General features: G+C 66.1%; 16 protein-coding genes and 1 pseudogene. 9 read left to right on the top strand and 8 right to left on the bottom strand.

Features of this window, described 5'->3' with window-relative positions:
* Positions 1–390: 390 nt before the first annotated feature.
* Positions 391–1,431: an AraC family transcriptional regulator gene (locus DFR29_RS20615; RefSeq protein ID WP_133820533.1), complete on the bottom strand. Its 1,041-nt coding sequence runs from the start codon at positions 1,429–1,431 to the stop codon at positions 391–393.
* 111 nt (positions 1,432–1,542) lie between these two features.
* On the opposite strand from DFR29_RS20615, the gene DFR29_RS20610 reads away from it, so the two are divergent.
* The 7 genes from DFR29_RS20610 to DFR29_RS20580 all read left to right on the top strand — a co-directional run bounded on the left by DFR29_RS20610 (position 1,543) and on the right by DFR29_RS20580 (position 12,110).
* Positions 1,543–2,766, top strand: coding sequence for a parallel beta-helix domain-containing protein (locus DFR29_RS20610; RefSeq protein ID WP_133820532.1), 1,224 nt, complete (start codon positions 1,543–1,545; stop codon positions 2,764–2,766).
* A gap of 3 nt (positions 2,767–2,769) precedes the next feature.
* Positions 2,770–3,915 carry an SO2930 family diheme c-type cytochrome gene (locus tag DFR29_RS20605; protein ID WP_133820531.1) on the top strand — a complete coding sequence of 382 codons (1,146 nt, stop codon included), beginning with the start codon at positions 2,770–2,772 and terminating at the stop codon, positions 3,913–3,915.
* A 169-nt stretch (positions 3,916–4,084) separates the two neighbouring features.
* The gene (locus tag DFR29_RS20600) at positions 4,085–6,523 is read left to right on the top strand and encodes a TonB-dependent receptor (protein WP_133820530.1); all 2,439 of its coding nucleotides are present in this window, start codon (positions 4,085–4,087) and stop codon (positions 6,521–6,523) included.
* A gap of 341 nt (positions 6,524–6,864) precedes the next feature.
* Positions 6,865–8,571 carry a M64 family metallopeptidase gene (locus tag DFR29_RS20595; RefSeq protein WP_133820529.1) on the top strand — a complete coding sequence of 569 codons (1,707 nt, stop codon included), beginning with the start codon at positions 6,865–6,867 and terminating at the stop codon, positions 8,569–8,571.
* A gap of 446 nt (positions 8,572–9,017) precedes the next feature.
* Positions 9,018–11,111 (top strand): ATP-binding protein, encoded by a 2,094-nt coding sequence (locus DFR29_RS20590; protein ID WP_133820528.1) that lies wholly within the window; start codon positions 9,018–9,020, stop codon positions 11,109–11,111.
* Between the two features lie 169 nt (positions 11,112–11,280).
* Positions 11,281–11,649: a response regulator gene (locus tag DFR29_RS20585; protein ID WP_133820527.1), complete on the top strand. Its 369-nt coding sequence runs from the start codon at positions 11,281–11,283 to the stop codon at positions 11,647–11,649.
* Positions 11,646–12,110, top strand: a complete 465-nt coding sequence (locus DFR29_RS20580) for a chemotaxis protein CheX (protein WP_133820526.1) — start codon at positions 11,646–11,648, stop codon at positions 12,108–12,110. The genes DFR29_RS20585 and DFR29_RS20580 overlap by 4 nt, the downstream gene beginning before the upstream one ends.
* Positions 12,111–12,540: 430 nt before the next feature.
* On the opposite strand, the gene DFR29_RS20575 is transcribed toward DFR29_RS20580, so the two are convergent.
* Together DFR29_RS20575 and DFR29_RS20570 are read right to left on the bottom strand one after the other, a co-directional pair.
* Complete coding sequence (locus DFR29_RS20575) at positions 12,541–13,284, bottom strand: LytR/AlgR family response regulator transcription factor (protein WP_133820525.1); 744 nt, start codon at positions 13,282–13,284, stop codon at positions 12,541–12,543.
* Entirely contained in the window at positions 13,281–14,372 is a 1,092-nt protein-coding gene (locus DFR29_RS20570; RefSeq protein WP_166654237.1) for a sensor histidine kinase, read from the bottom strand. Before DFR29_RS20570 ends, DFR29_RS20575 begins: the two co-directional genes overlap by 4 nt.
* A 169-nt stretch (positions 14,373–14,541) precedes the next feature.
* Here DFR29_RS20570 and DFR29_RS20565 point away from each other — a divergent pair, with 169 nt between their 5' ends.
* Both DFR29_RS20565 and DFR29_RS30405 read left to right on the top strand, forming a co-directional pair.
* Positions 14,542–15,273 carry a hypothetical protein gene (locus DFR29_RS20565; protein WP_133820523.1) on the top strand — a complete coding sequence of 244 codons (732 nt, stop codon included), beginning with the start codon at positions 14,542–14,544 and terminating at the stop codon, positions 15,271–15,273.
* 544 nt (positions 15,274–15,817) lie between these two features.
* A pseudogene (locus tag DFR29_RS30405) lies at positions 15,818–15,976 on the top strand (cyclic-phosphate processing receiver domain-containing protein); the annotation flags it as partial.
* Here the strand turns inward: DFR29_RS30405 and DFR29_RS30555 are convergent.
* From DFR29_RS30555 to DFR29_RS20540, 5 genes are all read right to left on the bottom strand, one after another.
* A complete protein-coding gene (locus tag DFR29_RS30555) occupies positions 15,899–16,099 on the bottom strand; it encodes a hypothetical protein (protein ID WP_208113669.1) in 201 nt (66 codons plus the stop codon). The pseudogene DFR29_RS30405 and the gene DFR29_RS30555 overlap by 78 nt on opposite strands.
* Before the next feature lie 119 nt (positions 16,100–16,218).
* Positions 16,219–16,995, bottom strand: coding sequence for an FKBP-type peptidyl-prolyl cis-trans isomerase (locus DFR29_RS20555; RefSeq protein ID WP_133820522.1), 777 nt, complete (start codon positions 16,993–16,995; stop codon positions 16,219–16,221).
* Between the two features lie 137 nt (positions 16,996–17,132).
* A complete protein-coding gene (locus tag DFR29_RS20550; RefSeq protein ID WP_133820521.1) occupies positions 17,133–19,508 on the bottom strand; it encodes a serine/threonine-protein kinase in 2,376 nt (791 codons plus the stop codon).
* Complete coding sequence (locus DFR29_RS20545) at positions 19,505–20,062, bottom strand: ECF-type sigma factor (protein ID WP_166654236.1); 558 nt, start codon at positions 20,060–20,062, stop codon at positions 19,505–19,507. The genes DFR29_RS20550 and DFR29_RS20545 overlap by 4 nt, the downstream gene beginning before the upstream one ends.
* A gap of 166 nt (positions 20,063–20,228) precedes the next feature.
* Complete coding sequence (locus tag DFR29_RS20540; protein WP_166654235.1) at positions 20,229–22,526, bottom strand: metallophosphoesterase; 2,298 nt, start codon at positions 22,524–22,526, stop codon at positions 20,229–20,231.
* Positions 22,527–22,630: the final 104 nt, after the last annotated feature.

The raw sequence follows: 22,630 nt of genomic DNA, 5'->3' as shown, positions 1-22,630 counted from the left end.
TGCTCCGCCCGGCGAGCCCGGCGCGAAGTAGCCGCAGTCTTCGCCGCAATGCCCGGCCTAGCGAGGGCAGGAGCGGTAAGCCATGGGGGGAAATACGGACAAAAGACGTTGTGAATTTTGCTGCATTGCGGCGGAACAAACGCCTTGAGCGCAACGTTCGCCAGCAGTGCCGGCAAAAAGAAAAGCACTGCGGCACGTCGACAGGCGACAATTCGCCAGCGGTGTGTCGTTCAGGCCGCTGCCGACGGCAATGCCGCATTGCACCAGTGGCAGATTGCGCCGGGCAGGCAAAGATTCCGTGGCCGCGCAAACGCGCTTCGGATCCTCGTCACCGCTACCATCCTGCTCCCTGTCGTGCAAAAAAGAACGGCGAAATATCGGCGAAAAAAATCAGTGCCCCCGCACGTCGGTAGGGGTTCTGCCGGTCCAGCGCTTGAATGCGCGGCGAAACTCCCGCACATCGCCAAAGCCGACTTTCGATCCAATATCGGCAATGCTCAACGACGCATCGCGCAGCAATTCCAGCGCCCGCTCGCAGCGCACCCGGTCGTGGATCATGGTGAAACTGGCGCCTTCGTCGGCCAGCTGCCGGCGCAAGGTCCGTTCGCTGCGGTACAGGTTTTCGGCAATGTCGAGCAGGCGCGGGTTCTGGCTGACGCGCTGGCGCAATTGACGCTCAACCGCGGCAGCGGTTTCGCTCTGGCTGCTGCGGCTGGACTCGATTTCCCGCGCCAGTGCCGCCTGCGCCTGGCGCGCGGTGACCGGGTTGTAGCTCGGAAACGGCTGTGTCAGCCAACGTGACTCGATCACCAGGCAATTGTGCGGCCGGCCGAATTTGAGTTCGCACTGGAACAGTTCGTGATACTCAGCCACATAGGCCGGCTGTGCATAGGCGAATTCCAGCCGCAGCGGACGCAAGTGCGAGCCGAGCAGCTCGCGGATCACCGCGAGCACGCTGGCAAACATTTCCTCGCAGAGGAAAGGCAGCACGGCCGCGTCGTACAGGGGTACGCGGGCGAGCAGGGCAATTTCCTCGGCGGCCACCTGTTCGACCTGCAACTCCATCAGCGCGCCGGTCGCGCGCTGGTGGGTAATACCGATGCCGACGGCTTCGAGAAAATTGCGCGCCGTTTTCATGGCCAGGCCGAGCAGGCCGAAATTGCCGATGTCCTGGCGCCGTCCCAGCAGCAGTCCGAGATTGGGATCGGGCAGCGACTGCATCGCACGGCGGATGATGGCTACGGCTTGACGATAGGACACCCTCGCACTGGGGTCGCATACATCGCCAGCTGTAAGTCCCAGTCCGGCAAACCAGGGCTGCGCGTCGATGCCGCGCTCTTCGGCCAGCTGCACCAGGCTGCACAGGATATTGGTCGGCAGGTTCGCGACGGACAGGCGCGGATCGTCGATCGCGTTGCTGTTCTGCACCATTTCCGCGCTCTGCCCCTTGGCCGTTTTGCCCCCCCTAGTATGCCGCTGGCGCCCTCGATTGTGGCGCTGCGAACGCACAAGACTTCATGGAATCCCAGCCTGGAGCGCGCCATGCGTCAATGTATACCCGTGTTTGCTCTCGCCGCCCTGCTCGGCGCCTGCGGCGAGGCTGGCCAGAATGCGGCCCAGCCCGCGGCAGACACGAGCTATGCCGCCACGCTGCATCAGAAGCTGCTGGACGCCAAGCCCGGCGACGTGATCGAGATTCCCGCGGGCCGCTTCGCCTTCGACCGCAGCCTGACCCTGCGTGCCAGCGGCATCACCATCCGCGGTGCAGGCATGGACAAGAGCGTACTGAGCTTCAAGGGACAGAAAGCCGGTGCCGAAGGCCTGCTGGTGAATGGCGACAATTTCACCATCGAAAATTTGACCATCGAGGACTCCAAGGGCGACGGACTCAAAATCAGCGAGTCCAATCACGTCACCATCCGGGGCGTCAAAGTGCAGTGGACCAACGGGCCGAGCACCAAGAACGGCGCCTACGGCCTGTATCCGGTGAAGACAACGAACGTGCTGATCGAGGATTCGGTCGCGATCGCGGCATCGGACGCCGGCATCTACGTCGGCCAGTCCAAGGACGTCATCGTGCGGCGCAACAGGGCCGAGTCCAATGTTGCCGGCATCGAGATCGAGAACACCATCAACGCCGATGTCTACGACAACGTCGCCACCAATAACACCGGCGGCATCCTCGTGTTCAACATGCCGGCACTGTCGCAGCAGGGTGGCCAGATCCGCGTCTACAAGAACCAGATCGTCGGCAACAACACGGGCAATTTCGGCGCCAAGGGCACACCGGTGGCCAGCGTGCCGGCCGGCTCGGGCATGGTGATCAATTCCAACGACGACGTGGAAGTGTTCGACAACGACATTGCCGACAACGCCACGGCCAACATCATCGTGTCCAGCGTGTATTCCACCGGCTACAAGGATTCCAGCATGGCCTCGGGCTTCGATCCCTATCCCGAGCGCATCTACATCTACGGCAACCGCCTCAAGGGCGGCGGCAATTCCCCCGACGGCATCGACCTGAAGGCACTGCGCGTGGCTTCGATGGGCCTGACCACGCCGTTTCCGGATGTGCTCTGGGACGGCTATTTCAACAAAGAGCGCAAAGTGGACGGCCAGGCGCGCGGCCCGGAGATCTGCCTGGACGGCGTGTCCGGCGTGATCAACGCCGACGGCCCGAACGGTTACGACAGCCCCACCACCGACATAGCGCCGTTCCGCTGCACCTTGCCCAAGCTGCCGGCCATCGACCTGGGCCGGGGTTGATCGATGTCGACATGGGTTTGGCGCGCGGCCCTGGCCGGCCTGTTCCTGCTCGCCGCCGGCTGCCAGCGCAGCGAGCCGCCGGTGCAGTTCCACGCCGACGGCCTGCCACAGAAACTGTCCGACTGGCATGTACTGGTCAACGACGGCAAGAGCCTCTCGCTGAATGCCAGCGTGCTGCCGTATGACCTGAATACGCCGCTGTTCTCCGACTATGCGCACAAGCTGCGCACGCTGTGGATGCCGCCAGGCAAGGCGGCGCAGTACCAGGCGACGGCGGCCTTCGATTTTCCGGTCGGTACCATCATCAGCAAGACCTTCTACTACCCCTTGCCAGCCGGCCAGCGCTGGGACGGCAAGCGCGTACTGCGCAGCGATCCGGCAACCAGCCTGCTGGCCGGGGAAAAACTCGACCTGAGCCAGGTGCGCCTGATCGAAACACGCCTGCTGGTGCGGCGCGAGCAAGGCTGGATCGCCCTGCCCTATGTCTGGAACGACGACCAGAGCGAGGCCATGCTGACGCGCATCGGCGCGCTGATTCCGCTGCAACTGGTCGATGCGCAAGGCCAACACGAGGAAGTCGCGTACCAGGTGCCCGACCAGAACCAGTGCGCCAGCTGCCACAACACCGACAACCTCGCCCGCGTGCTGCAGCCGATAGGCCCCAAGGCGCGCCACCTGAACCGCGACTTCGACTATGCCGCCGGCACAACCAACCAGCTCGCACACTGGACCAAGGCGGGCTATCTGCACGGCGCACCGGAGCCAGCGCAAGCACCGCGGCTGGCCGATGCGCGCGATGCCTCGGCGCCGCTGGATGCGCGCGCGCGCGCCTACCTCGACGTAAATTGTGGACATTGCCACAGCGCCAAGGGCCCGGCGAATACGTCCGGCCTGGCGCTGGACATGGCCACCGAACCTGGCATCCATTTCGGTTTCTGCAAGCAACCGGTGGCTGCGGGCAAAGGCACCGGCAACCGCCTGTACGACATCAAGCCCGGCGACGCCGCCGGCTCGGTGCTGCTTTACCGCATGCAAAGCGACGATCCTGCCGTGATGATGCCGGAGCTGGGGCGCTCCGTCGCACACCAGGAAGGGGCAAAACTGATCGAGGACTGGATAAACACGCAAACCGGTAATTGCGATATTTAAAAAACCGCCATCTGCAGCACGTTGCACGGCAGTCCCGGGGTGGACTGCCGCCGGACCGAACGCTACAGCGCGCGGCCATATACAGAGCATGCAAGCCCAGCTTGCGCCGTTCGCTCGGACAGGCGGCAGGACGCCGCTTCGCCGACAACCCGATAAGTAGGAGGGGAACATGAAATTGAATCGCCGTGGTCTGGTGACAAGCCTGCGCAGCGCCCTGTGCAGCGGTTGCGTCATTGCTGGCGCGTCCGGCAGCGCGCTGGCGCAGAACACGCCCGCCGGCGACGACACGACGCTGGAGCGGGTCGTCGTCACTGCGCAGAGCCGCGAGCAGGAATTGCAGGAGGTGCCCATTGCGATCCAGGTCGTCGACGACAAGCTGATCCAGGACACGGCTGCCTACGACCTGCAGGACATCGCCACCTTCGTGCCAGGCCTGGTCGTCAGCGGCCAGAAGACCCAGCCCCGCTTTGCCATCCGTGGCATCAGCACCGGCGATTTCGGCATCGGCACCGACCCGGCCGTCGGCGTGTACATCGACGGCGTCTATTCGGCACGCTCCGGCGGCGCAGTGCTCGCGTTCAACGACGTGGAACGCATCGAAGTGCTAAAGGGCCCGCAAGGCACCTTGTTCGGCCGCAACAGCGCCGCCGGTGCGGTATCGCTGATCACCAAGCAGCCCGGGCGCGAACTCGAAGGCCATCTGTTCACGCGCTTCGGCAACGACGGCCAGCGCTATGTGGAAGGGCTGGTCAACACCCCGCTGGGCGAAACCACGGCCTTGCGCGTCAGCGCACTGCGCAACCAGTCCGACGGCTGGCTCAGCGACGCGGCCAGCGGCAAGGATCTCAACGGCGAGGACAACTGGGCCACGCGCGCCGCCTTCCGCTGGGATATCAGTTCCGCCACCAACGCCACGCTGACCTGGGACCACGAAAAACTCGACCAGCTCGCACGCCCGGCTATCGGCATCGTGCCGCTGCCCGCCGCGCCGGGCCGCCCGCCCACGCCGCCAGACCCGAACAGCTATCTCGACCCACGCCACGCGCCGCTGTTCAACGATGTCGAAGGCAACGAGGAATCGCGCACTTTCGACGGCGCCACCCTGGCGCTCAACCATGCGGCCGACTGGGGCCAGATCAGCTCGACCACGGCCTGGCGCCAGTTCGACAGCGTCAACCGCGAAGACGAGGACGGCACCAACCGGCGCAACCTGTATCTGGACACGGCGAATATCGAGGACAACGAAAGCTTCTACCAGGAGCTGAAGTTTTCCGGCGACAGCGGCCGCGTCAACTGGGTGGCCGGCGCCAGCTACTACCGCGAGAAAGCCAGGCAGACTTCACAAGTGAACGTATTCACCGACAGCCTGGACACCTTGTTCCTGAGCCAGCAGCTGGCGCCCACGCCCGACGGCACCTTGTTCGGCTATTTCAGCGACGTGCTCGGCTCGCTCGGCGTGCCGCTCAGCCTGCTCGATCACCGCTGGCGCGAACAAGTGGACAATACCGCCGATTCGCAGGCCTTCGCGCTGTTCGGCGACACCATCTGGAAACTGTCGGACCGCAGCAATTTCACCGTTGGCCTGCGCTATACCCGCGACGAGAAGAAATTCAGCTGGTTCAACGGAGCGCGCAGCGCGCCGACGCTGGACGCGACCATTGCACAACTGCTGCCGCTGATCGGCGAACTGCCGCCGGAACTGCAGGAACAGGCCATGTTCGCCCTGGCCGTCGCGGGCGGCGACATCGTCTTCGCCAATGGCACGCTGGAAGGGCAGAAGGTACGCGACAAGGACAGCTGGAGCGATTTCAGCCCGCGCTTCGTGTTCGATTTCCATGCCACGCCCGACACCATGCTGTTTGCCTCGCTGGCCAAAGGCTACAAGGCCGGCGGCTACAACAGCCTGGACATCGGCGCGAAGTTCGACAACGAAGACGTCTGGAACCTGGAGACCGGCATCAAGCAGGTCGTGCCCGAAGCAAACCTGCAATGGAATGCGTCGGCCTATTACTACGTGTATTCCGACCGCCAGGCCATCCGCCTCGACCCCAACAGTGCCGGCAGCGGCGTGCCGCGCTATCTGGTGGATACCAGCGACGAAAAAGCCTGGGGACTGGATTTCGGCGTGCAATGGCAGCCGAGCAAAAGCTTCAGCCTCGACGCCAACGCAGCCTTCATCGATGCCACCTTCAAGGACAAGGTCGCCCCCAGTGGTGCCGATCTTTCCGGCCAGGCCACCGGCGAACCGTATTTCTCGTTCTCGGTGGGCGCGCAATACCATTGGCAGCTGGCCAGCGCGGGCGACGTGACCTTGTCGCTGCGCCACGCCTATCGCGGCCGCAGCCGCTGCAATGCCGACTCGCAGCTGCAGGGCGACTGCAGCATCAGCCCCAACTTCGACGTCGGCACCTCGCAGCAGCGCACCGACCTGCGCCTGGGCTGGACCGATGCCTCGCAGCATTGGCGCGTGGCGGCGTTCGCCAACAACCTGTTCGACAAGCGCTATGTCGACGGCATCGGCAACTACACCACCGATGTCTTCGGTACGACCTACGCGACGATCACGCCGCCGCGGCTGTACGGGGTCGAAGTGGGCTATCAGTTCTGAGAAAAGCCTTCATCGTGCCGGCGCCAAGCCCTGGCGCCGGCGGGGTGACGCGGCCTGCCGCAAGGGCAGGCCGCGATTCGACACCACGCGTGCGGCGGTGACCCGCCCCTGCAAAAGTCGGAGTTCGATTTAAGTCTGTGTGCGGATCGGCCGGCAAGGCCACTCGCGCCACATCTAAGCGGCCACAAGGCATCGGCGCGCAATCGTGCACGGCCGCGCCCCGGCAAAATTACAAAAATAGCCAGCTGCTTATTGCAATTCGGCAAAAACACCCAGCCGCTGCGGGCACGGCCGCGGGCAGCCGCTATGATGCGCGCGCCCCGAAACTGCTGGAGTCGCCTGTGCGTGCCAACCTGCTGCGCGGACTTGCCCTTGCCCTGACACTCGCCAGTCCGCTGGCGGCCGCCGCACCGGCCCACTACATCGTGTTCGAGCTGGATGCGCAGGACCGCGCGCAGCCCGTGTTCTATCGCCAGGTCGAGCTGGACGTTTCACAGCCCCGCGCCGGCAGCCTGGACGGCGCGAGCGGCGATGCCAGCCGCATCGGCTGGCAGCCGCTGCACCAGGGCGTGCGCGGCCCGCTGCAGCACATCGATGTGGCGCGCTCGCTACACGTGGAATTCAGCGGCGAGGCCCACGACGACGCGCAGGCCGGTGCGCTGCAACGCCACGACGTGGCCGACCCGCATCGCGCGTTCGTGCTGCGGCTGCCGCTGGAGCGGGCCGACAGCGTCGAGATCGTAGGCCCGCGCGAACGGCAGCAATTCGACCTCGCGGCACTGGCGGCCATGGCCGGCTCCTTGCCACTGGCGGCAATGCCGCTGGCACAGGCACCGGCGAGCGAACGCGCTGCGGCCCAGTCCCAGGCAGCCAACTCGGCCAACCGCCTCGACATCCTGCTGCTCGGCGACGGCTATACCAGTGCCGAGCAGGCGACCTTCACCACCAATGCGAATACCTTGCGCAGCGCGATGTTCGACATCTCGCCCTACAAGGACTATGCGAGCTTCGTCAACTGGCAACCCGGCTTCATCGCTTCGGCCCAGTCCGGCGCCGACCACCCGCCCTACCAGGCCGGCTGCACCACTTCCAGCTGTTGCGCCGATACGGCGGCGCAGACCGACCCGCGCGCCGGCACCTTCGTCAACACGGCACTGGATGCGACCTTCTGCGTCAGCCAGATCCACCGCACGCTGTATGCCAATTCCAGCAAGGTGCTGGCAGCGGCGGCAGGCTTTCCCGACTGGGACAAGATTCTGGTCAGCGTCAACGACCCGGTCTACGGCGGTGCCGGCGGCTCCTTCGGCGTGCTGTCGGCGCATGCCCAGGCGCCACGCATCGTGACCCACGAGTTCGGCCACAGCTTCACCGGCCTGGCCGACGAATACACCACGCCCTACCCCGGCTTTCCGGCCTGCAGCGACACCACCGCCTCGCCCAACTGCGAGGCGAATGTGACCAACCAGACCAACGCGGCCCAGGTGAAATGGCGCGACTGGTTCAGCAGCGGCATCGCCATTCCAACGCCGGCGGGTACGCCGGGCCTGGGCCTGTTCCAGGGCGCGCGCTATCTGACCAGCGGCATGTACCGTCCCACCGATACGCAATGCCTGATGCGCGCGCTCGGCACCACGTTCTGCGATGTGTGCAAACAGGAATATGTGCGCAAACTATACCGTGGCGGCTTCGGTGCGCCGGCCGGCGGCATCGACCTGATCGAGCCAGGCAGCGAACATCCTTCCGCCGCGGCGGCAGTGGCCTATGCGCAAGGCTCCAGCCGCGCCTTCAGCGCACAGCTGCTGCGGCCGAGCATCGGCGCCATCGGCATCCAGTGGTATCTCGACGGCAATCCCGTCGCCAACGCCACCAGCGAAAGCTATGTATTCCAGCAGGCTGCCGCCACGCCGGCGACCCGCACGCTGGAATTGCGCGTAACCGACCTTACCGCGCTGGTCAAGCCGAGCATGGCCGGCAGCCTGCTGGTGCACAGCCGCAGCTGGACCATCAACGTCGGCAACGACCGCCTGTTCGCCGACGGTTTCCAGTAGCCGGCGTAACTCGTTTTCCGCCGGCCTGGCCGGCGCGGCGATCGTGTTGCAAAAATTCGCCTGGCGCAGGCGCAAGCCGCGCAAACGGCCAATACGCTCGACACTGCATCCCAGCGCGCAGCCCCGCATACCTGCAGCACACGCCATCCGGCGCGGTACAGCATGGCTCAAATTTCTGGCCGGATGCATCAGCCATGGTCAATATGGCCGTAAGTATGGAACGACCGCCCATTTGAATGGCTGTCCGGACAAGCGCTCATTCCCCCCTGAACTTGCAGCAGAAACCGCAGCGCGCTTCGCGGCAAAAACGCAGCCAATCCAAACTGGCACGATAGTTGCCTGACCGGGATTTGTAACGGCATGTAAAACCGCTGTACGCGTTTATCAGGGAAATCAGGGGGCCATCGTTCCACGACGGCCGGTATTCGCTTCGGAAGGCCGCTTTAATGAATCAGCAGAACCGCGGGTTTTTACACAAATACCGCAGCATCGTCGTTGCCATCGTGTTGTTCGTGTCGCTGGATATTGCGCTGATCGCCTACAACCTGGCGGCCTCGTACACGATCGACCGCTACACCGCCAGCCGCGATCTCAGCGGCAGCATGCGCAGCTCCACCCAGATCGTGCTGCGCAGCCTGCTGGAAATGCAGGCCGACGTCGCCGCCGGCGGCACTATCGGCGAAGAGGCACGCACTACCCTGCGCGACCGCGCCGCCCTGATCCAGAACGGCCTGAGCGCGTTGCGCGAAGGCGGCAGCCTGCCCGGCGACGCGGAGGCGACGGTCTACGCTGCCGCCACGCAGCCGGCACAGCGCGCCGAAGCGGACAAGTTCGCCAGCCTGTGGCAGCCCTACCAGCAATTGCTGCAACCGCTGCTGGCAGCGGACGTGATCGACGCGGCCAGCGTCGGCGCCGCAGCCAGCCACGGCCGCCGCATCAACAGCGAACTGTTCGGCGCCATCAACCGCTTCGTCAATGCCACGCAGGATCTGGTCACGCGCGAAACACGCGTGCTTCGTATCGTGCAGATCGTCGGCATCCTGTTTGCGCTGCTGAACTTCCTCTACACCGCGCTGCTCGCCTCGCGCCGCCTGCTCGAAGGCGATCGCGCCGTGGCCCGCTCGCAGAAGCAGACCGGCGACATTCTCGCCACGGTGAAGGAAGGCCTGTTCCTGGTCACGCCGGAGCAGCAGATCGGCGAGCAGATGTCGGCCTCGCTCAAGGACGTGCTGCGCCAGGAAGTGAAGCCGGGGCAGAAACTGTTCGACCTGCTCACTCCGATGGTTTCCGCGCCGATCATGGAAGCCGCGCGCGACTATGTCGGCCTGCTGTTCGGCAAGCGCGTCAAGGAAAACCTGGTCTACAGCCTCAATCCGCTGTCGGAAGTCGAAATCGGCGGCGACACGGCGCAGAAACGCTACCTGAGCTTCCAGTTCAACCGCGTGCTGGACGAGGGCGAGGTCAGCGGCCTGCTGGTCACCGTGCAGGACGCGACCGAACGCGTCAACCTGCAGGCCGAAGTGGCTTCGGCCAAGTCGCGCGCGCGTGAACAAATGGAAGTGTTGCTGCGCGTGCTCAACAACGATCCGGCCGAAGTGCAGGATTTCCTGCGCCGCACCGAGTCGTCGCTGGAGCAGGTCAACGCCACGCTGCGCCAGGCTGCGCGCCGGTCCGGCGAAAACTACCTGGGACTGGTGAATTCCGTGTTCCGCCATGTCCACGGCATCAAGAGCGAAGCCGCGGCCATGAACCTGGAAATGTTCGAATCCGTCGCGCACGCCTTCGAACTCGACCTGGTCGCCCTGCGCGACCGCGGCGACGTCGAAGGTGCCGACATGGTCAAGCTCGCCCTGCATCTGGACGACCTGTTCGAATGCCTCAACAGCGTGCGCGGCCTGTTCGAGCGGCTGGGAACAGCGTCGCCGGCGCCGGCGAGCGCGCCTGCCGGCGGCGAAAGCAGTCCCGCACAGCAGCTGCTGGCCTCCCTGCGCGGCCTGGCCAAGCGCATCGCCGCCGACCTGGGCAAGGAAGTGCGCGTCACCGGCGACATGCCGGCGTTCGACACGCTGCCCCAAGGCATGGCCGACGACCTGCGCTCCATCAGCCTTCAGCTGCTGCGCAATGCCGTCGTACACGGCATCGAAGAACCGCAGGAGCGGCGCCAGCACGGCAAGGCGGCGGGCGGCATCGTCCACTTCAGCTGCCGTCGCAGCGATACCGACGGCATCGATTTCAGCGTTCGCGACGACGGCCGCGGCATCAGCCCGCGGCGCGTGCGCGAAGCGCTGGTGCGCAGCCAGCGTTATACCGCCGACGAAGTCGCCGCGATGCCCGATCGCGACGTGGTCATGAAGATCTTCGAACCCGGCATCAGCACCGCCAGCGAAAGCAACCGCGATGCCGGCCACGGTGCCGGCATGGACGTGGTACTCAGCCGTGTCAACGCCATGGGCGCACGCATCGCCCTGGGCAGCCAGGGCCATTCGCATACCGAGTTCCGCATCCGCATCGCGCTGCCCTCGGCCGCCGCCGCCGCGTAGCTGAAGTCCTGGCCAGCGGCCGCTGCACGGACGCCTGAACCCGGCGGTCTGCCATCTCCAACGACTGGCCCTTGCGTCGCAAGGGCCAGGCCGACTCCACTTCGCCCGGCGTCGGCAAAACCATTTTCAACTTCCGACTCATTCGAATTTCTCTAGAGAGAGCTAGCCGATGAAATTGCTGATCGTCGACGACTCCAACGTGATTCGCCAACGCATCGCGCGCATCGCCAGCGATGCGCGGCTACCGCCCATGCACATCGTCGGACAGGCGCGCAACGGCGTCGAAGCGGTGCAGATGGTGCGCCAGCACGATCCCGACCTGGTGACACTGGACTTGACCATGCCGGAACTGGGCGGCGAGGAATGCACCGAACAGATGATTGCGCTGAAGCCGGCGCTGACCATCCTGGTCGTATCCGCCCTGAGCGACAAAGCCACTGCCCTGCGCGCACTGAAAAAAGGCGCGCAAGGTTTCCTGTACAAGCCGTTCACGGACGATCAACTCGTTGCGGCACTGCAAGAGGTGATGCTCCCATGAGCGATCTGAGCGAAACGGAAATCAAGGTTTTCACCGATGCGGTATCGCATTACTTCAGCCAGCTCACGCGCGAACCCGCCGCCGTGCGCGGGGCCTACCTTGAGCGCGAGGGCGAAACGCCGCCGGTCTACGACTACTCCGGCCGCATCCTGGTCGGCGGGCAGTTCCGCGGCAGCGTCACGCTGTCGGCGCCGCGCGCGATGATCCGCCACCTGCTGGTGGCCTTGCACGAGCCCGACCAGTCGGAAGAAAACCTGCGCGACACCGTCGGCGAACTGGCCAATACCCTGGCCGGCAATGCACGGCGGCATTTCGGCGAGCACATGGAAATCTCGGTCCCCATCACTGCCGCCGGCGCATTCCCCGGCTCGCTCGCCGCACGGGACCGGCGCTACGTGATCATGGTCAACTGGAAAACCTACAACGCTTGCCTGGTAGTGGATATCGAACGCTCGAACTGAGGCCTTGCGGCAAGCGCGATCCGCGCTGCCGCAACTCGCCTGCGAGCAATCCGCTGCGCCGATCGCGCCCTGCGCAAGGGTTGTCGCGCATTCGTGGGGTGCGATAGGCAAGACCTGTCGAGCCTTCGCAGGGTGCGATCAGCTGCAGGCGAATTGAACCACTGCGCACCGATATCCTGCGTGGCCAGGCGGGGCACAGGCAAGCCTTGCTGCCGGCGCCGCGGAACTACGCATCGCCTCCGCTGCCCACACCTGCCAGCCTGCGTCGACTCGTGACATTCGGCGATCCCCCCTGAGCCTGCTGGCCGACAGCAAAGCGCTGCTGCATGTGCAGCGCAGCGCCTTGTGCGTGAATCTGGCAGCCCGCTCCAGTCAATTATTTTTTCCACATTTAAAATCCAACAGAGCAGCCGGTCTGCGCCCTGCCCGCCTACCTCCCCAGCGCACGCCGCAATGCCTCGCTGTAGGTACGGCTGACCTTCAGCACGGTGCCGTCATGCAGGCGCGCCAGTGCATCGCGATTGGTCGCCGCGCGCAGTTCGGCCACGCGTGTGATGCGCACTATGGCCGAGCGGTGAACGCGCACGAACAATGCCGGGTCCAGCCGGCTTTCCAGCTGCTGCAGTGTTTCGCGTACCAGTTGCACCTGCTTGCCGACGTGCAGGCCGCAGTAGTCGCCGATGGCCTCGATCCAGTCGATGTCCGCCACATGCACCACGACCAGGCGCCGTCCTATGCGCACGGAAAAGCGTGCCGGATAGCGTGCCTGCCCCATGTCGTCGCCGGGCGCCGGAACGGCCGGCAGACGCGCGCGACGCGCGGTGCGCACGCGTTCCAGCGCGCGATCGAAGCGTTCGTCGTCGATGGGTTTGAGCAGATAGTCCACGGCTTCCGCATCGAAGGCGCGCAAGGCGAAGCGCTCGTAGGCGGTCAGAAACACAACCTGCGGACGCTGCGGCGGCGGCAGCTGGCGCAACAGCTCGAAACCGTCGAGGCCGGGCATGCGCACATCGAGGAACAGCAAGTCGGGCGCCTGTGCAGCAATCGCGCGGATCGCCTCGGCGGCGGTCGCACACTCGCCGACAATTTCCACATCGGCATGCCGCGCCAAACGCGCCACCACGCCGCGGCGTGCCAGCGGCTCGTCGTCGATCACCAGCACGCGCAGCATCATGCGGCTGCCGCCGCGGCAGCGAGCCGGCGCGCCGGCAATTCGACAACCACCTCGCAACCGCCCGTGGCCGGACGTTGCAGTTCCAGGCGCCAGTCCTCCGCATACAGTTGACGCAGGCGCGCGGTGACATTGGCCAGGCCTACGCCGTGAGGCACGTGTCCGTCGACAGTGACGAGATCCAGCCCGCCGTTGCGCACCACCAGGCGCAACCGCGCCGCATCGCAGCGGATCACGATCTGCAGCTGCACCGCATCGGGCACGGGCGCAATGCCGTGGCGAATCGCGTTCTCCACCAGGGGCTGCAGCAGCAGCGGCGGCATGGCCAGGTCGAGTGCGGCGGGATCGATCTGCGTGCTCAGCTGCAGGCGCTCGCCCAGGCGTGCCTGCTCGATGCCGGCATAGGCCAGGGCCAGCTGTAATTCCTCGGCAACGCTGACTTCCTCGGCCGCATCGACGTCGAGGGTCAGGCGCAGGAAATCGCCGAAGCGCGTGAGCATCTGCATCGCCGCATCGTTATGCCGCGTATACACCAGCGTCGAAATAGCATTCAGCGTGTTGAACATGAAATGCGGCTGGATCTGATAGCGCAGTGCGCGCAGCTCGGCTTCCCGCGCCAGCGCCGTGGCCTCGCCCAGGCGGACGCGCGCAAGACGCTCTGCATCGTAGTAGCAATAGCCAAAATACATCAGCGCCCAGGCACACAACAAAGCCCAGGGGCTCAGTGCGCCGGTCAGCGCGGCGAAGGCGATGCTGCTCTGGCTTGCGGGAGCGTCCGCCGCGGCGAACTGGCGCATGCTCCACTCGGCCACGACGGCACAGGCATAGCCCAGCAGATACGCCAGCAGCATCACGATCGCCGCACTGCGCGCCAGTCGCGCCTGCGGCCACAGCCAGCGGCAGGTCCACATCAGGGGCAAGGTGGCGAGCAGGCAGACCAGCGTCAGTACCACGCGATACAGCACGTAGGCGGGATAGGCCAGGTTCGGCAGCGTCGCCAGCGCCGACACCAGCACGCAGACGGCCCAGGCCGCCATCTGCAGATTCCAGTAGCCACGTCCCGGCGTCGCGGCGGAAAAATGATGGCGCATGCAAAACCCGAGCGGCGGCGGCAACTGTCGCAAGCCTAACGGCTGCGGCGCAGGCGGGATACCGGTTGATCGCAAGCGCTGCACGGCTGATCCGGTATGCGCGCCATCGCCTTGCAGGCTTGGCCGCGTTGTACTGGGATAAGGGCAATTGCCCTGCACGGCCCCCCCCATGCACCTGCTGCCCCGCTTCGCCGCATTCGTGCTCGCCCTCTACGCCATGGCCCTGGAGGCCGCCGGACACGGCCAGGTCTTCGTCGTCGGCAGCCTCTACCAGCGCCACGACAGCGTGCCGGCCTATGACCTCAAGGCACTGGCTGCACTGATCGAGGCCATACAGCCGCAGGTGCTGGTGCTGGACGTCAGCCCGGCCGAACTGGCCGAAAAGAAAGTGTGGCCGGGAAAAATTGAATATGTACAGGTTGTATTTCCTTACATCGAGCGGCACGGTCTCAAGGCCTATGCCGGCGAGCCGGCAGAACCGCTGTTCAGCGAAATATCGAAAGGCGTAGGCCAGGCACGCCAGCAGCTCGCCATCGACAAGCCCGCTGCCGCCGCGGCGATGGAGCAATCGCGCAAGGCGACGTATGCCGCATTGTCCGCGTACTGGAAAAGCCCGGCAGACGTGCACGACGCCACTACCGAACGCATCGTCGTCGGCCTGAAAAGCGTAGAGGAAGCGCTGGTCGGCGAGATCGAACGCCGCGGCAGCCAGCGCTGGGATGCACATGCGGCGGCCATCGCGCGCCAGGCCGTGCGGGAAAACCCGGGCAAACGCATTCTGCAGATAACGGGCCTGGAAAACCTGCCGCGCGTACGCGCCGAACTCAGGGCCAGCAGCGGCATCGAACTGGTGGACATGGCCGAGTGGATCAAAGCCAATGCCGTGCGCGTATCGCCATAGCAAGGGAAACCGCGTTATTCATCAAGTGCCGATAAGCGTGGCGAATTGCGCCGTCGCAGCACCCCGCAGTGCAGCACGCGTTCGGCGCAATTCGCGCTGCTCATCGCGCCCTACGAAAGGCGCGTCCGCGAGCCATGCCCCGCTTTTCGCTGGATGCCGATGAGCGCAGCGAATTCCACCGTCGCGGCGTAAATCGGTACGGCACGGATGGCAGACGGCGGTTTGCCCATGCCCTGGCGCAAACCAACCACGCCACTCGATCGACCGCATCGACCACCGGACCCGGCATCGCACCGTTGTCGCGCCCCAGCCCCAGCGCACAGCCTGCCCCCCCGCCGAGACGCAAGGCACCGCGCCTGCGGCCGCCGTCCATCAGCGGCGACCGCAGGCGCTGCCCTCCCCGGACCCTGCCGGCGCACGTTGCAACCGCAACCACGCCGATGCCATGGACAGACATACGCAAATTGGCAGCAAAACCTGAAACGGAACGTGCAACCGGTTTGAGCGCCGCGCGGCGGCCGTCCCGGACCCGACGGAAAACCCGATGACTTTCACCCAGACGGCGACCGGCACCGCAGGCCTGTGCATCTATCTCGACGACGAACGCCGCACGCCGGAAGGGTGGCTACGCGTCTACTGGCGCGACGAGGCCATCGCCTTGCTGCAGCAGGGCGTCGTGAGCGAAATCAGCCTCGATCACGACCTTGGCGACGACGAACGGGGCACCGGCTACGACGTGATTGCCTGGATCGAAGAGGCCGCTGCACGGCTTCCGGCCGCCGCTGATCCCTGTGCATTCGGCCAACCCGGCCGCGCGCGAGCGCATGCAGGCCGGCATTGCCGCGATACGCCGGCTGGCCGGCAATCCGGCCTAGCAGGCGATCCAACACAGCGTCCGCGTGGCAATCGGCGCCCGGCCCTGCATCCGCTGCGAAAGGAACCCGGCTACTCCCTGGCCGCCGCCGGACTATCCTGCGCCGCCAGCGGCTGGCCGGCGATTTCCAGCAGTTCCATGTCGAAGATCAGCAGCGCGTTCGGTTCGAGTTCGCCGGGCTTGCCGTTGTCGCCATAGGCGAGCTTGCCCGGCAGCCAGAAGCGGTATTGGCTGCCCACCGGCATCAGCGCCAGGCCTTCGCCCCAGCCGGCAATGACCTGGTTCAGCACGACTTCGGCGGGATGATCGCGTTCGTAGGAATTGTCGAACGGCGAGCCGTCCAGGCGCGTGCCGATGTAATGCACGCGCACGGTGTCGGTGGCGCCGGGCCGCGGCCCCTTGCTGTCGCGCAGCACCTGGTATTGCAGGCCCGACGCCGTCGCCACCACGCCGCTGCGCTGCGCGTTCGCCGCGAGAAAGCGCTCGCTGGCCTGCTGGTTCTTCGCCGCCAGCTGCTGCCGCTGCTGCTCGCGCGTGTCGCGCAGATGGCGGCCGAACTCCTGCCGCACCGTATCGAGTTCGGCGGCAGTCAGCACGGCGGGCTTGCCGGCCAGGCGCTCGCGCAAGGTCTGCAGGGCAATATCCAGATCGACCTCGTCGCGGATCGGCGCCAGTTGTTCGGCCAGATCAAGGCCGACCATCTGGCTGGCGCGGATACGCTGCGTGTGCGGCTGGCCCGGCGCGGCCGGGAGCGCAACCGGCGCAACGGCAACGGAGGCGGTATCGCTGCGCTGGCAGGCAGCGAGGCCCAGCAGGGCCAGGCAGACAAACGGAAAGCGGGTTTTCATGGTCGGGATTCACCGTAGGTTTTCTTATTGGTAGAAATCGCTTTTTTCCTGGACCAGGCGATCGCTGCGCATGACCGGGTGCCGCGACGCTGCACTGTCTTGTCCCGCACCGCAGGCCAGGTTGCAGCCGCCACTTCTCATTGCGCCCGCTTGCCTGCCACCGCCGCAACCACCGCCATCTGCGCCAGTGCCGCACGCCCCTGTGCTATCAGTTCGGACTGGCAGCCCGGCAGCCGCGTTACCTCGGGCAAGGCCTGCGCTATCGCCGCCAGGCCGGCCTGGGTTTCGCCCTGCCGCCATTGGCTGATACCCAGGCCCAGCCGCAGCACGGCGACGCGCGTATCCGCCGCGCCGTAAATGCGTGTCGCCGTCGCCAGCGCCGCGCGGAAATCGGCGGCCGCCTGGTCGTTCTCCTGCAAGGCCAGATGCATCAGCGCGCTGTTGCGCACTATCACCGTACGCGCCACGGCGGAAATGGCGGCGGGCGATGCGAGCAGGCCCCGTGCCTGCGCCATGTCGGCCTGGGCCGCGGCCACTTGTTCACTCTGCAACAATGCAACGGCTCGCTGGCTGCGCGCGACAGCGATGCGCGGATCGTCCGCCGCCAGCACCGCGAGACGAATCGCGACGGCGCGGTCCAGCCAGTCCAGCGCCTCGCGCGGGCGGCCTGCACACAGGTGCGCGTAGCCGACCTGGTAGGCCACTGCAGCAACGCCGGAATGCTGCTCGCCCTTGACCTGGCGCGTGCCTTCGTAAGCCTGCTCGCCCGTGGCGACAGCCGCGTCGAACTGGCCCAGGCCGATCTGCGCCATGGTCAGCACCCAGGACATGTCCAGGGTCTGCGGATGCAGCGCGCCCAGGCGCAGCCGTCCCAGCGCCCAGCCCTGCTGCGCGTGCACCGCGGCTGCCGAGTACTGGCCCAGGCCCTGCTCGCAGTAGCTCAGGCCGGTGAACACGACGACCTGTTGCTGGGCATCGCCTTCCCCGTCGGTCTGCTGCAACTGCAGGTAGTGGCGATGGCAGGTGGCGAAGTCGCCCTGCTGGGCCTCGTTCCAGGCCAGATCGACATCGATATGCCGCTGCAACAGCAGGTTGCCGGCCTGCACCGCGTCGGCACGCAGCGAGCGCAGACGCGTTTCCACATCGGCCAGCCTGAGTTCGCGCTGGGATACTTTTGCCGTTTGATAACGCGCATCGAGTACCGCGGCATCCAGCGGTCCGCGTACGCCGGCGAGTTCCTCGACAGCCTGGGCCAGGCTGTGGGCCGCCTGCTTCTGCCGCCCCAGGTTGCTCAGCAAGCGGCCCAGCTCCAGGTGCAGCAGACCGGATACTTCCGCACGTTGTGGAAAACGCGCGTCGACCTTGTCCACCGCCGCCTCGACCACCGCAGCCAGGCGGACGTCGCTGCGCCCGCCAGCCCAGGGATCAGCCGCGCTGAGCAGGTCGCGGGTGATGAAATCGCTGACCGCCTGGGTGGTGGCGCGGGCGCGCTGGGCTTCGTCGCGTTCGCGCCGCAACTGCGCGGTGAACGCGACGACGGTAGCGAGAAAGGCGAATCCGGCGAAGCCGCCCAGGCCTATCGACCAGGGATGCCGGCGCAGCAACAGCCGCGCGCGATGCGCCAGGCCTGCCTTGCGCGCGCGTACCGGCCGTTGGGCAAGAAAACGCTGCAGGTCGGCGCTCAGTTCGTTCACCGTCGCATAGCGCTGTATCGGCTCGGCCGCGGCAGCCTTGTCGACGATGGCCAGCAGATCGGCCGGCAAGCGGCCGGCAGCGGTATTGCCGGCTTCGAGCACGCGCCGGCACAGCCGGCCCAGCTGCCAGATGTCCGAAGCAATACCGACCTCGCCGCAAGCCAGCTGCTCGGGGCTGGCAAAGCCCGGCGAATAGGCCGGTCTTGCCGTCGACCCCAGCAGCGCAGCAATGCCGAAATCGAGCAGGCGCGGCTGTCCGTCCGCATCCACCAGTACATTGCGCGGCTTGATGTCGCGATGGATCAGCAGGCGCGCATGCGCGAACGCGACCGCGTCCAGCACCGCCAGCAGCAGCTGCACGCGCAGCGGCAGTGCCAATGCCTGCGCAGCGCAATGCTCGTCCAGCGGCGCGCCGTCCACATATTCCATGGCAAACCACAAATGACCTTGTATACAACGACCGCCGTCGATCAGGCGTGCAATGCCGGGATGGCGCAGATTGGCCAGAATCTGCCGTTCGTCGCGAAACCGCGCCGCGCTGGCGGCGTCGCGGGCCGAATCGGGCAACCATTTCAGGGCCACGGTCTGCTCGTACTCGCCATCGGCACGCGCGGCCCGATAGACCAGGCCCATGCCGCCGCGGCCCACCTCGCGTTCGATGCGGTATACGCCGACCTGCTCGCCGGCCACCAGTTCGCGCAAGGCAAAACGTTCCTGCAGCAGATTGCGCAGCAGCGGGCTGGCCAGCAGATGGCCGGGGTCGAGCAAGCGCAGGCGCCGCGGCAGCGCACTGCCCGGCGGCGCATCGGCCGCGCTCATGCGCTCTCCAGCAGGGCATCGCGCAGGTAGTCGCGGGCGCGTTGCCACAGGCGCTGCGCGGTGCGCAGTGGCAGGTCAAGTGCCTGCGCGGTTTCCTCTTCGCTCAGGCCGGCAAAAATGCGGCATTCCACGACATGTACCAGGCGCTGGTCGACGGCTTCGAGCTGGCGCAGGGCGTGGTCCAGATGCAGCAGATCCTGCGCCTCGTTGTCGAGATTCTGCGCCGCGTCGCCGGGCGCTGCAGATGCAGGCAGGCTGCCGCCGCCGCGCTTGGCCGCCAGGCGGTCGCGCGCGTGGTTGATCAGGATCTGGCGCATGATGCGCGAGGACAGCGACAGGAAATGGCAACGGTCGCGCACGCCCAGTGCGCCGCTGCGCGCCAGGCGTTCGTAGCATTCGTGCACCAGGCCGGTAGCGCCCAGTGTATGCGCCGACGAACCCAGCGCGCCGCGGGCCAGACGCTTGAGATCGGCATACAGCAGCTCGACCACGTCTTCCCATGCATCGCCGTCGCCGCACCGCGCACGGTCCAGCAATTGTGTAATTTCGCTCATCGGCCGCCCCCAGCCCCCCAGCGGCGCCGAGTCTAGCGCGCTGTCCGCCGACGCGGTAATGGCCAGTTGGCAAGGCGCGGCCTGCTGCGCCACCTTGCGCAAGCGCAGCAGGCCAGGCCGTGCACGGTGGACTGGCCACCGTGCACGGTCCGCCGCACAAGGCGGATTACTGGATGGAGCCGTGGATCTCAAACGGCAACTCCTGCGCCACGTCGGCAGCCGTATCCGGCTTGCCGCTGTCGTTGACGGTGGCCCAGGCGCCGCTGGACACATTCAGCTGGCGCGCATTGGCGCCGCTGCGCGTGCGTGCGCCGGGAATCACCAGCGACGGCGTGTAGTGCGCGCCGCTGGCGCTGTCGGTAGTCCCCCAGACAATCCAGTACGTTCCCGCGACAAACGCCCCTGCCCCGCTGCAGCTGCCGGGGATGGCCAGGCGGTTGCGCCAGAGCCTGCGCGTGGTATCCGGCGTGAGCGCGCTGGGCACCAGAGTATTCGCTGCCCGATACAGACGCGCATCAGTAGAGCCGGTCAGCATATTGGTCGTGGTATTGCCGCAGACCAGGGTGCTGCCGCTGTCGCCGGGCCGGCCGTGGTAAATCTGCAGCGTTGCAGCGGTGAACGGCGAGCTGGCAGCCGACGAGCCGGTCTTGTAGGTGTAGACGTCGATGCCGCTCAAGGTCCAGCTTTGCCCGCTGGGAACGGTGAAATCGTCCGCCAGCCGGTAGGAACTGCCGTTCGCACTGAAGCCGAAGCTGCCGTTGCTGACGGTGCTGCTGCCGCTGTCGTTCTGCAGTTCGCTCCAGGTGGTGCCGCTGGGCGCGGCCGTGCCGTTCTTTGTCGTGGCACCCGAGCTGAGCGGGCCGTTGCTGTAGATCTGCGTAACCGGTCCGCTGCCGGCGCTGACGCTGAGTGCAAAGGTGGAACTGTGCGAAAGGCTGCCCGACACCGCATTCACCGTCACGGTATAGGTGCCGGTGCTGGCGCTGGAACTGGCGTTCAGGCTGAGCGCCGAGCTGGCGGTCGCATTGGCAGCCAGCGAAACCGGATTGGTACCCAGCGCATACGTCACGCCGCTGGGCAGGCCGGCCAGGCTCAAGGTCACCGCGCCGCTGAAACCGCCGCTGCTGGCCAGCGCCAGCGAGCCGGTCGCGCTGCCACCGCGCAACAGGGATTGGCTGGCCGGTGTTGCCGCCAGGGTGAAATCCGGCGTGGTGCTGACTGCCTTGTTGCAGCTGGCACTGACCGTATCGGTAAACGTCGATCCAGCCACCGGCACGAAATCGGCCGTGTAGCCGCTGGAACTCAAGGTCAGCTTGAGCACGCCGAAGGTATTCGCGTTGGCCTTTTCCAGCAGCGCATGCGTGCCGCTGAGCGGATAGAAAGCACGCCCGCCGGTGCCGATCAGGATCTGGCGTATGCCGTCGGCCGCGGCGACCAGACTGGGATTGGCCTTGGCATAACGCTGGTAGTTGTGGTCATGGCCGACCAGGATCAGGTCGGCCTTGTAGTCGTACAGCGCGCGCCACAGCGGCGCCACGCCGCTCACGCCGGTGTAGTTGCCGCGGCTGATCAGCGGGTGATGCCAGACCGCCGCGGTACACGGCTTGCTGTTGGCCGCGAGATTGCTGCGCAGCCAGGTTTCCTGGGCCGAGCCCGCGCTCATGGAAATATTGCTGTTGAGCGCGATGAAGTGCCAGTCGCCCACGTCCCAGCTGTAGTAGCCCTTGCCACGTTCGCCGGCGATGCCGTTGCTGATGCCGCTGCCGTTGAAATAATCGAAGTAGCCGCTCGCGCCGCTGGTGTTGTATTCGTGGTTGCCCGGCGTCGGATGAGTATAGTTTTTGAATGGTCCCCAATAGGTATTGTAGTTGCCGTTGTACTCGGCCAGGGTGCCGTTGCTGTAGGCGTTGTCGCCGGCGGTAAACACGGCGACCGGGTTGATGGCGCGGATCAGGTCGGCGGTCTTGCGGCAGTCCGTGCCCGAGCAGATGTCGCCAGCGCCGGCGACGGTCACCGTGGTTTCTTCCAGCGCCTTGGTGCCGTACTGGATAGTGTCCAGTTCGAAGCGGCTATGCCGGTCGCCGAACCAAGGCTGGATCTGCACGCAGTCGCCGCGCAGGGCGCGCGAGCTGAACTGCTGGCCGTTCCATTGCTTGCCCTCGAAGGTATAGCTGTCGCCGCCGGAGCTGGTGAGGGTCAGCGCATCGTAGCCGCGCAGGTCCAGCGCCTTGAAACCGACGCGTATCCAGCGCGCGCCGGGCTCGCAGATTTCCCCCAGCGGCGCAGTCATGGGCATTGCAGCCAGCGGCACTTCCAGCGTTTTCACCAGGGCCGTGTCTTCCGGCAGCTGCGGCACGCTGTCTGCGCCCGCACTCAGCGGCAACACGGCGGCAATCGCGGCTGCCAGCAGCAGCGGGCAACCGGTGAAGCCTGGCGACACGAATCGTCGTAGCTTGGTCTTCATGCATTCCTCCCTCGATGGATGACAGTGGTTCTGCCGGCGACAGCGCGCGGCAGGCAGCGATCTGCCCCCCAAGACAGGCCGCTGCGGGTCGAAGACGGCAGGGC

Origin of the sequence: Tahibacter aquaticus (genome assembly GCF_004363655.1) — a bacterium.
In the GTDB taxonomy this organism is placed as follows: domain Bacteria; phylum Pseudomonadota; class Gammaproteobacteria; order Xanthomonadales; family Rhodanobacteraceae; genus Tahibacter; species Tahibacter aquaticus.
Note: the sequence above shows the minus strand (reverse complement) of the source record. Positions and strands in the feature narration are given on the sequence as shown.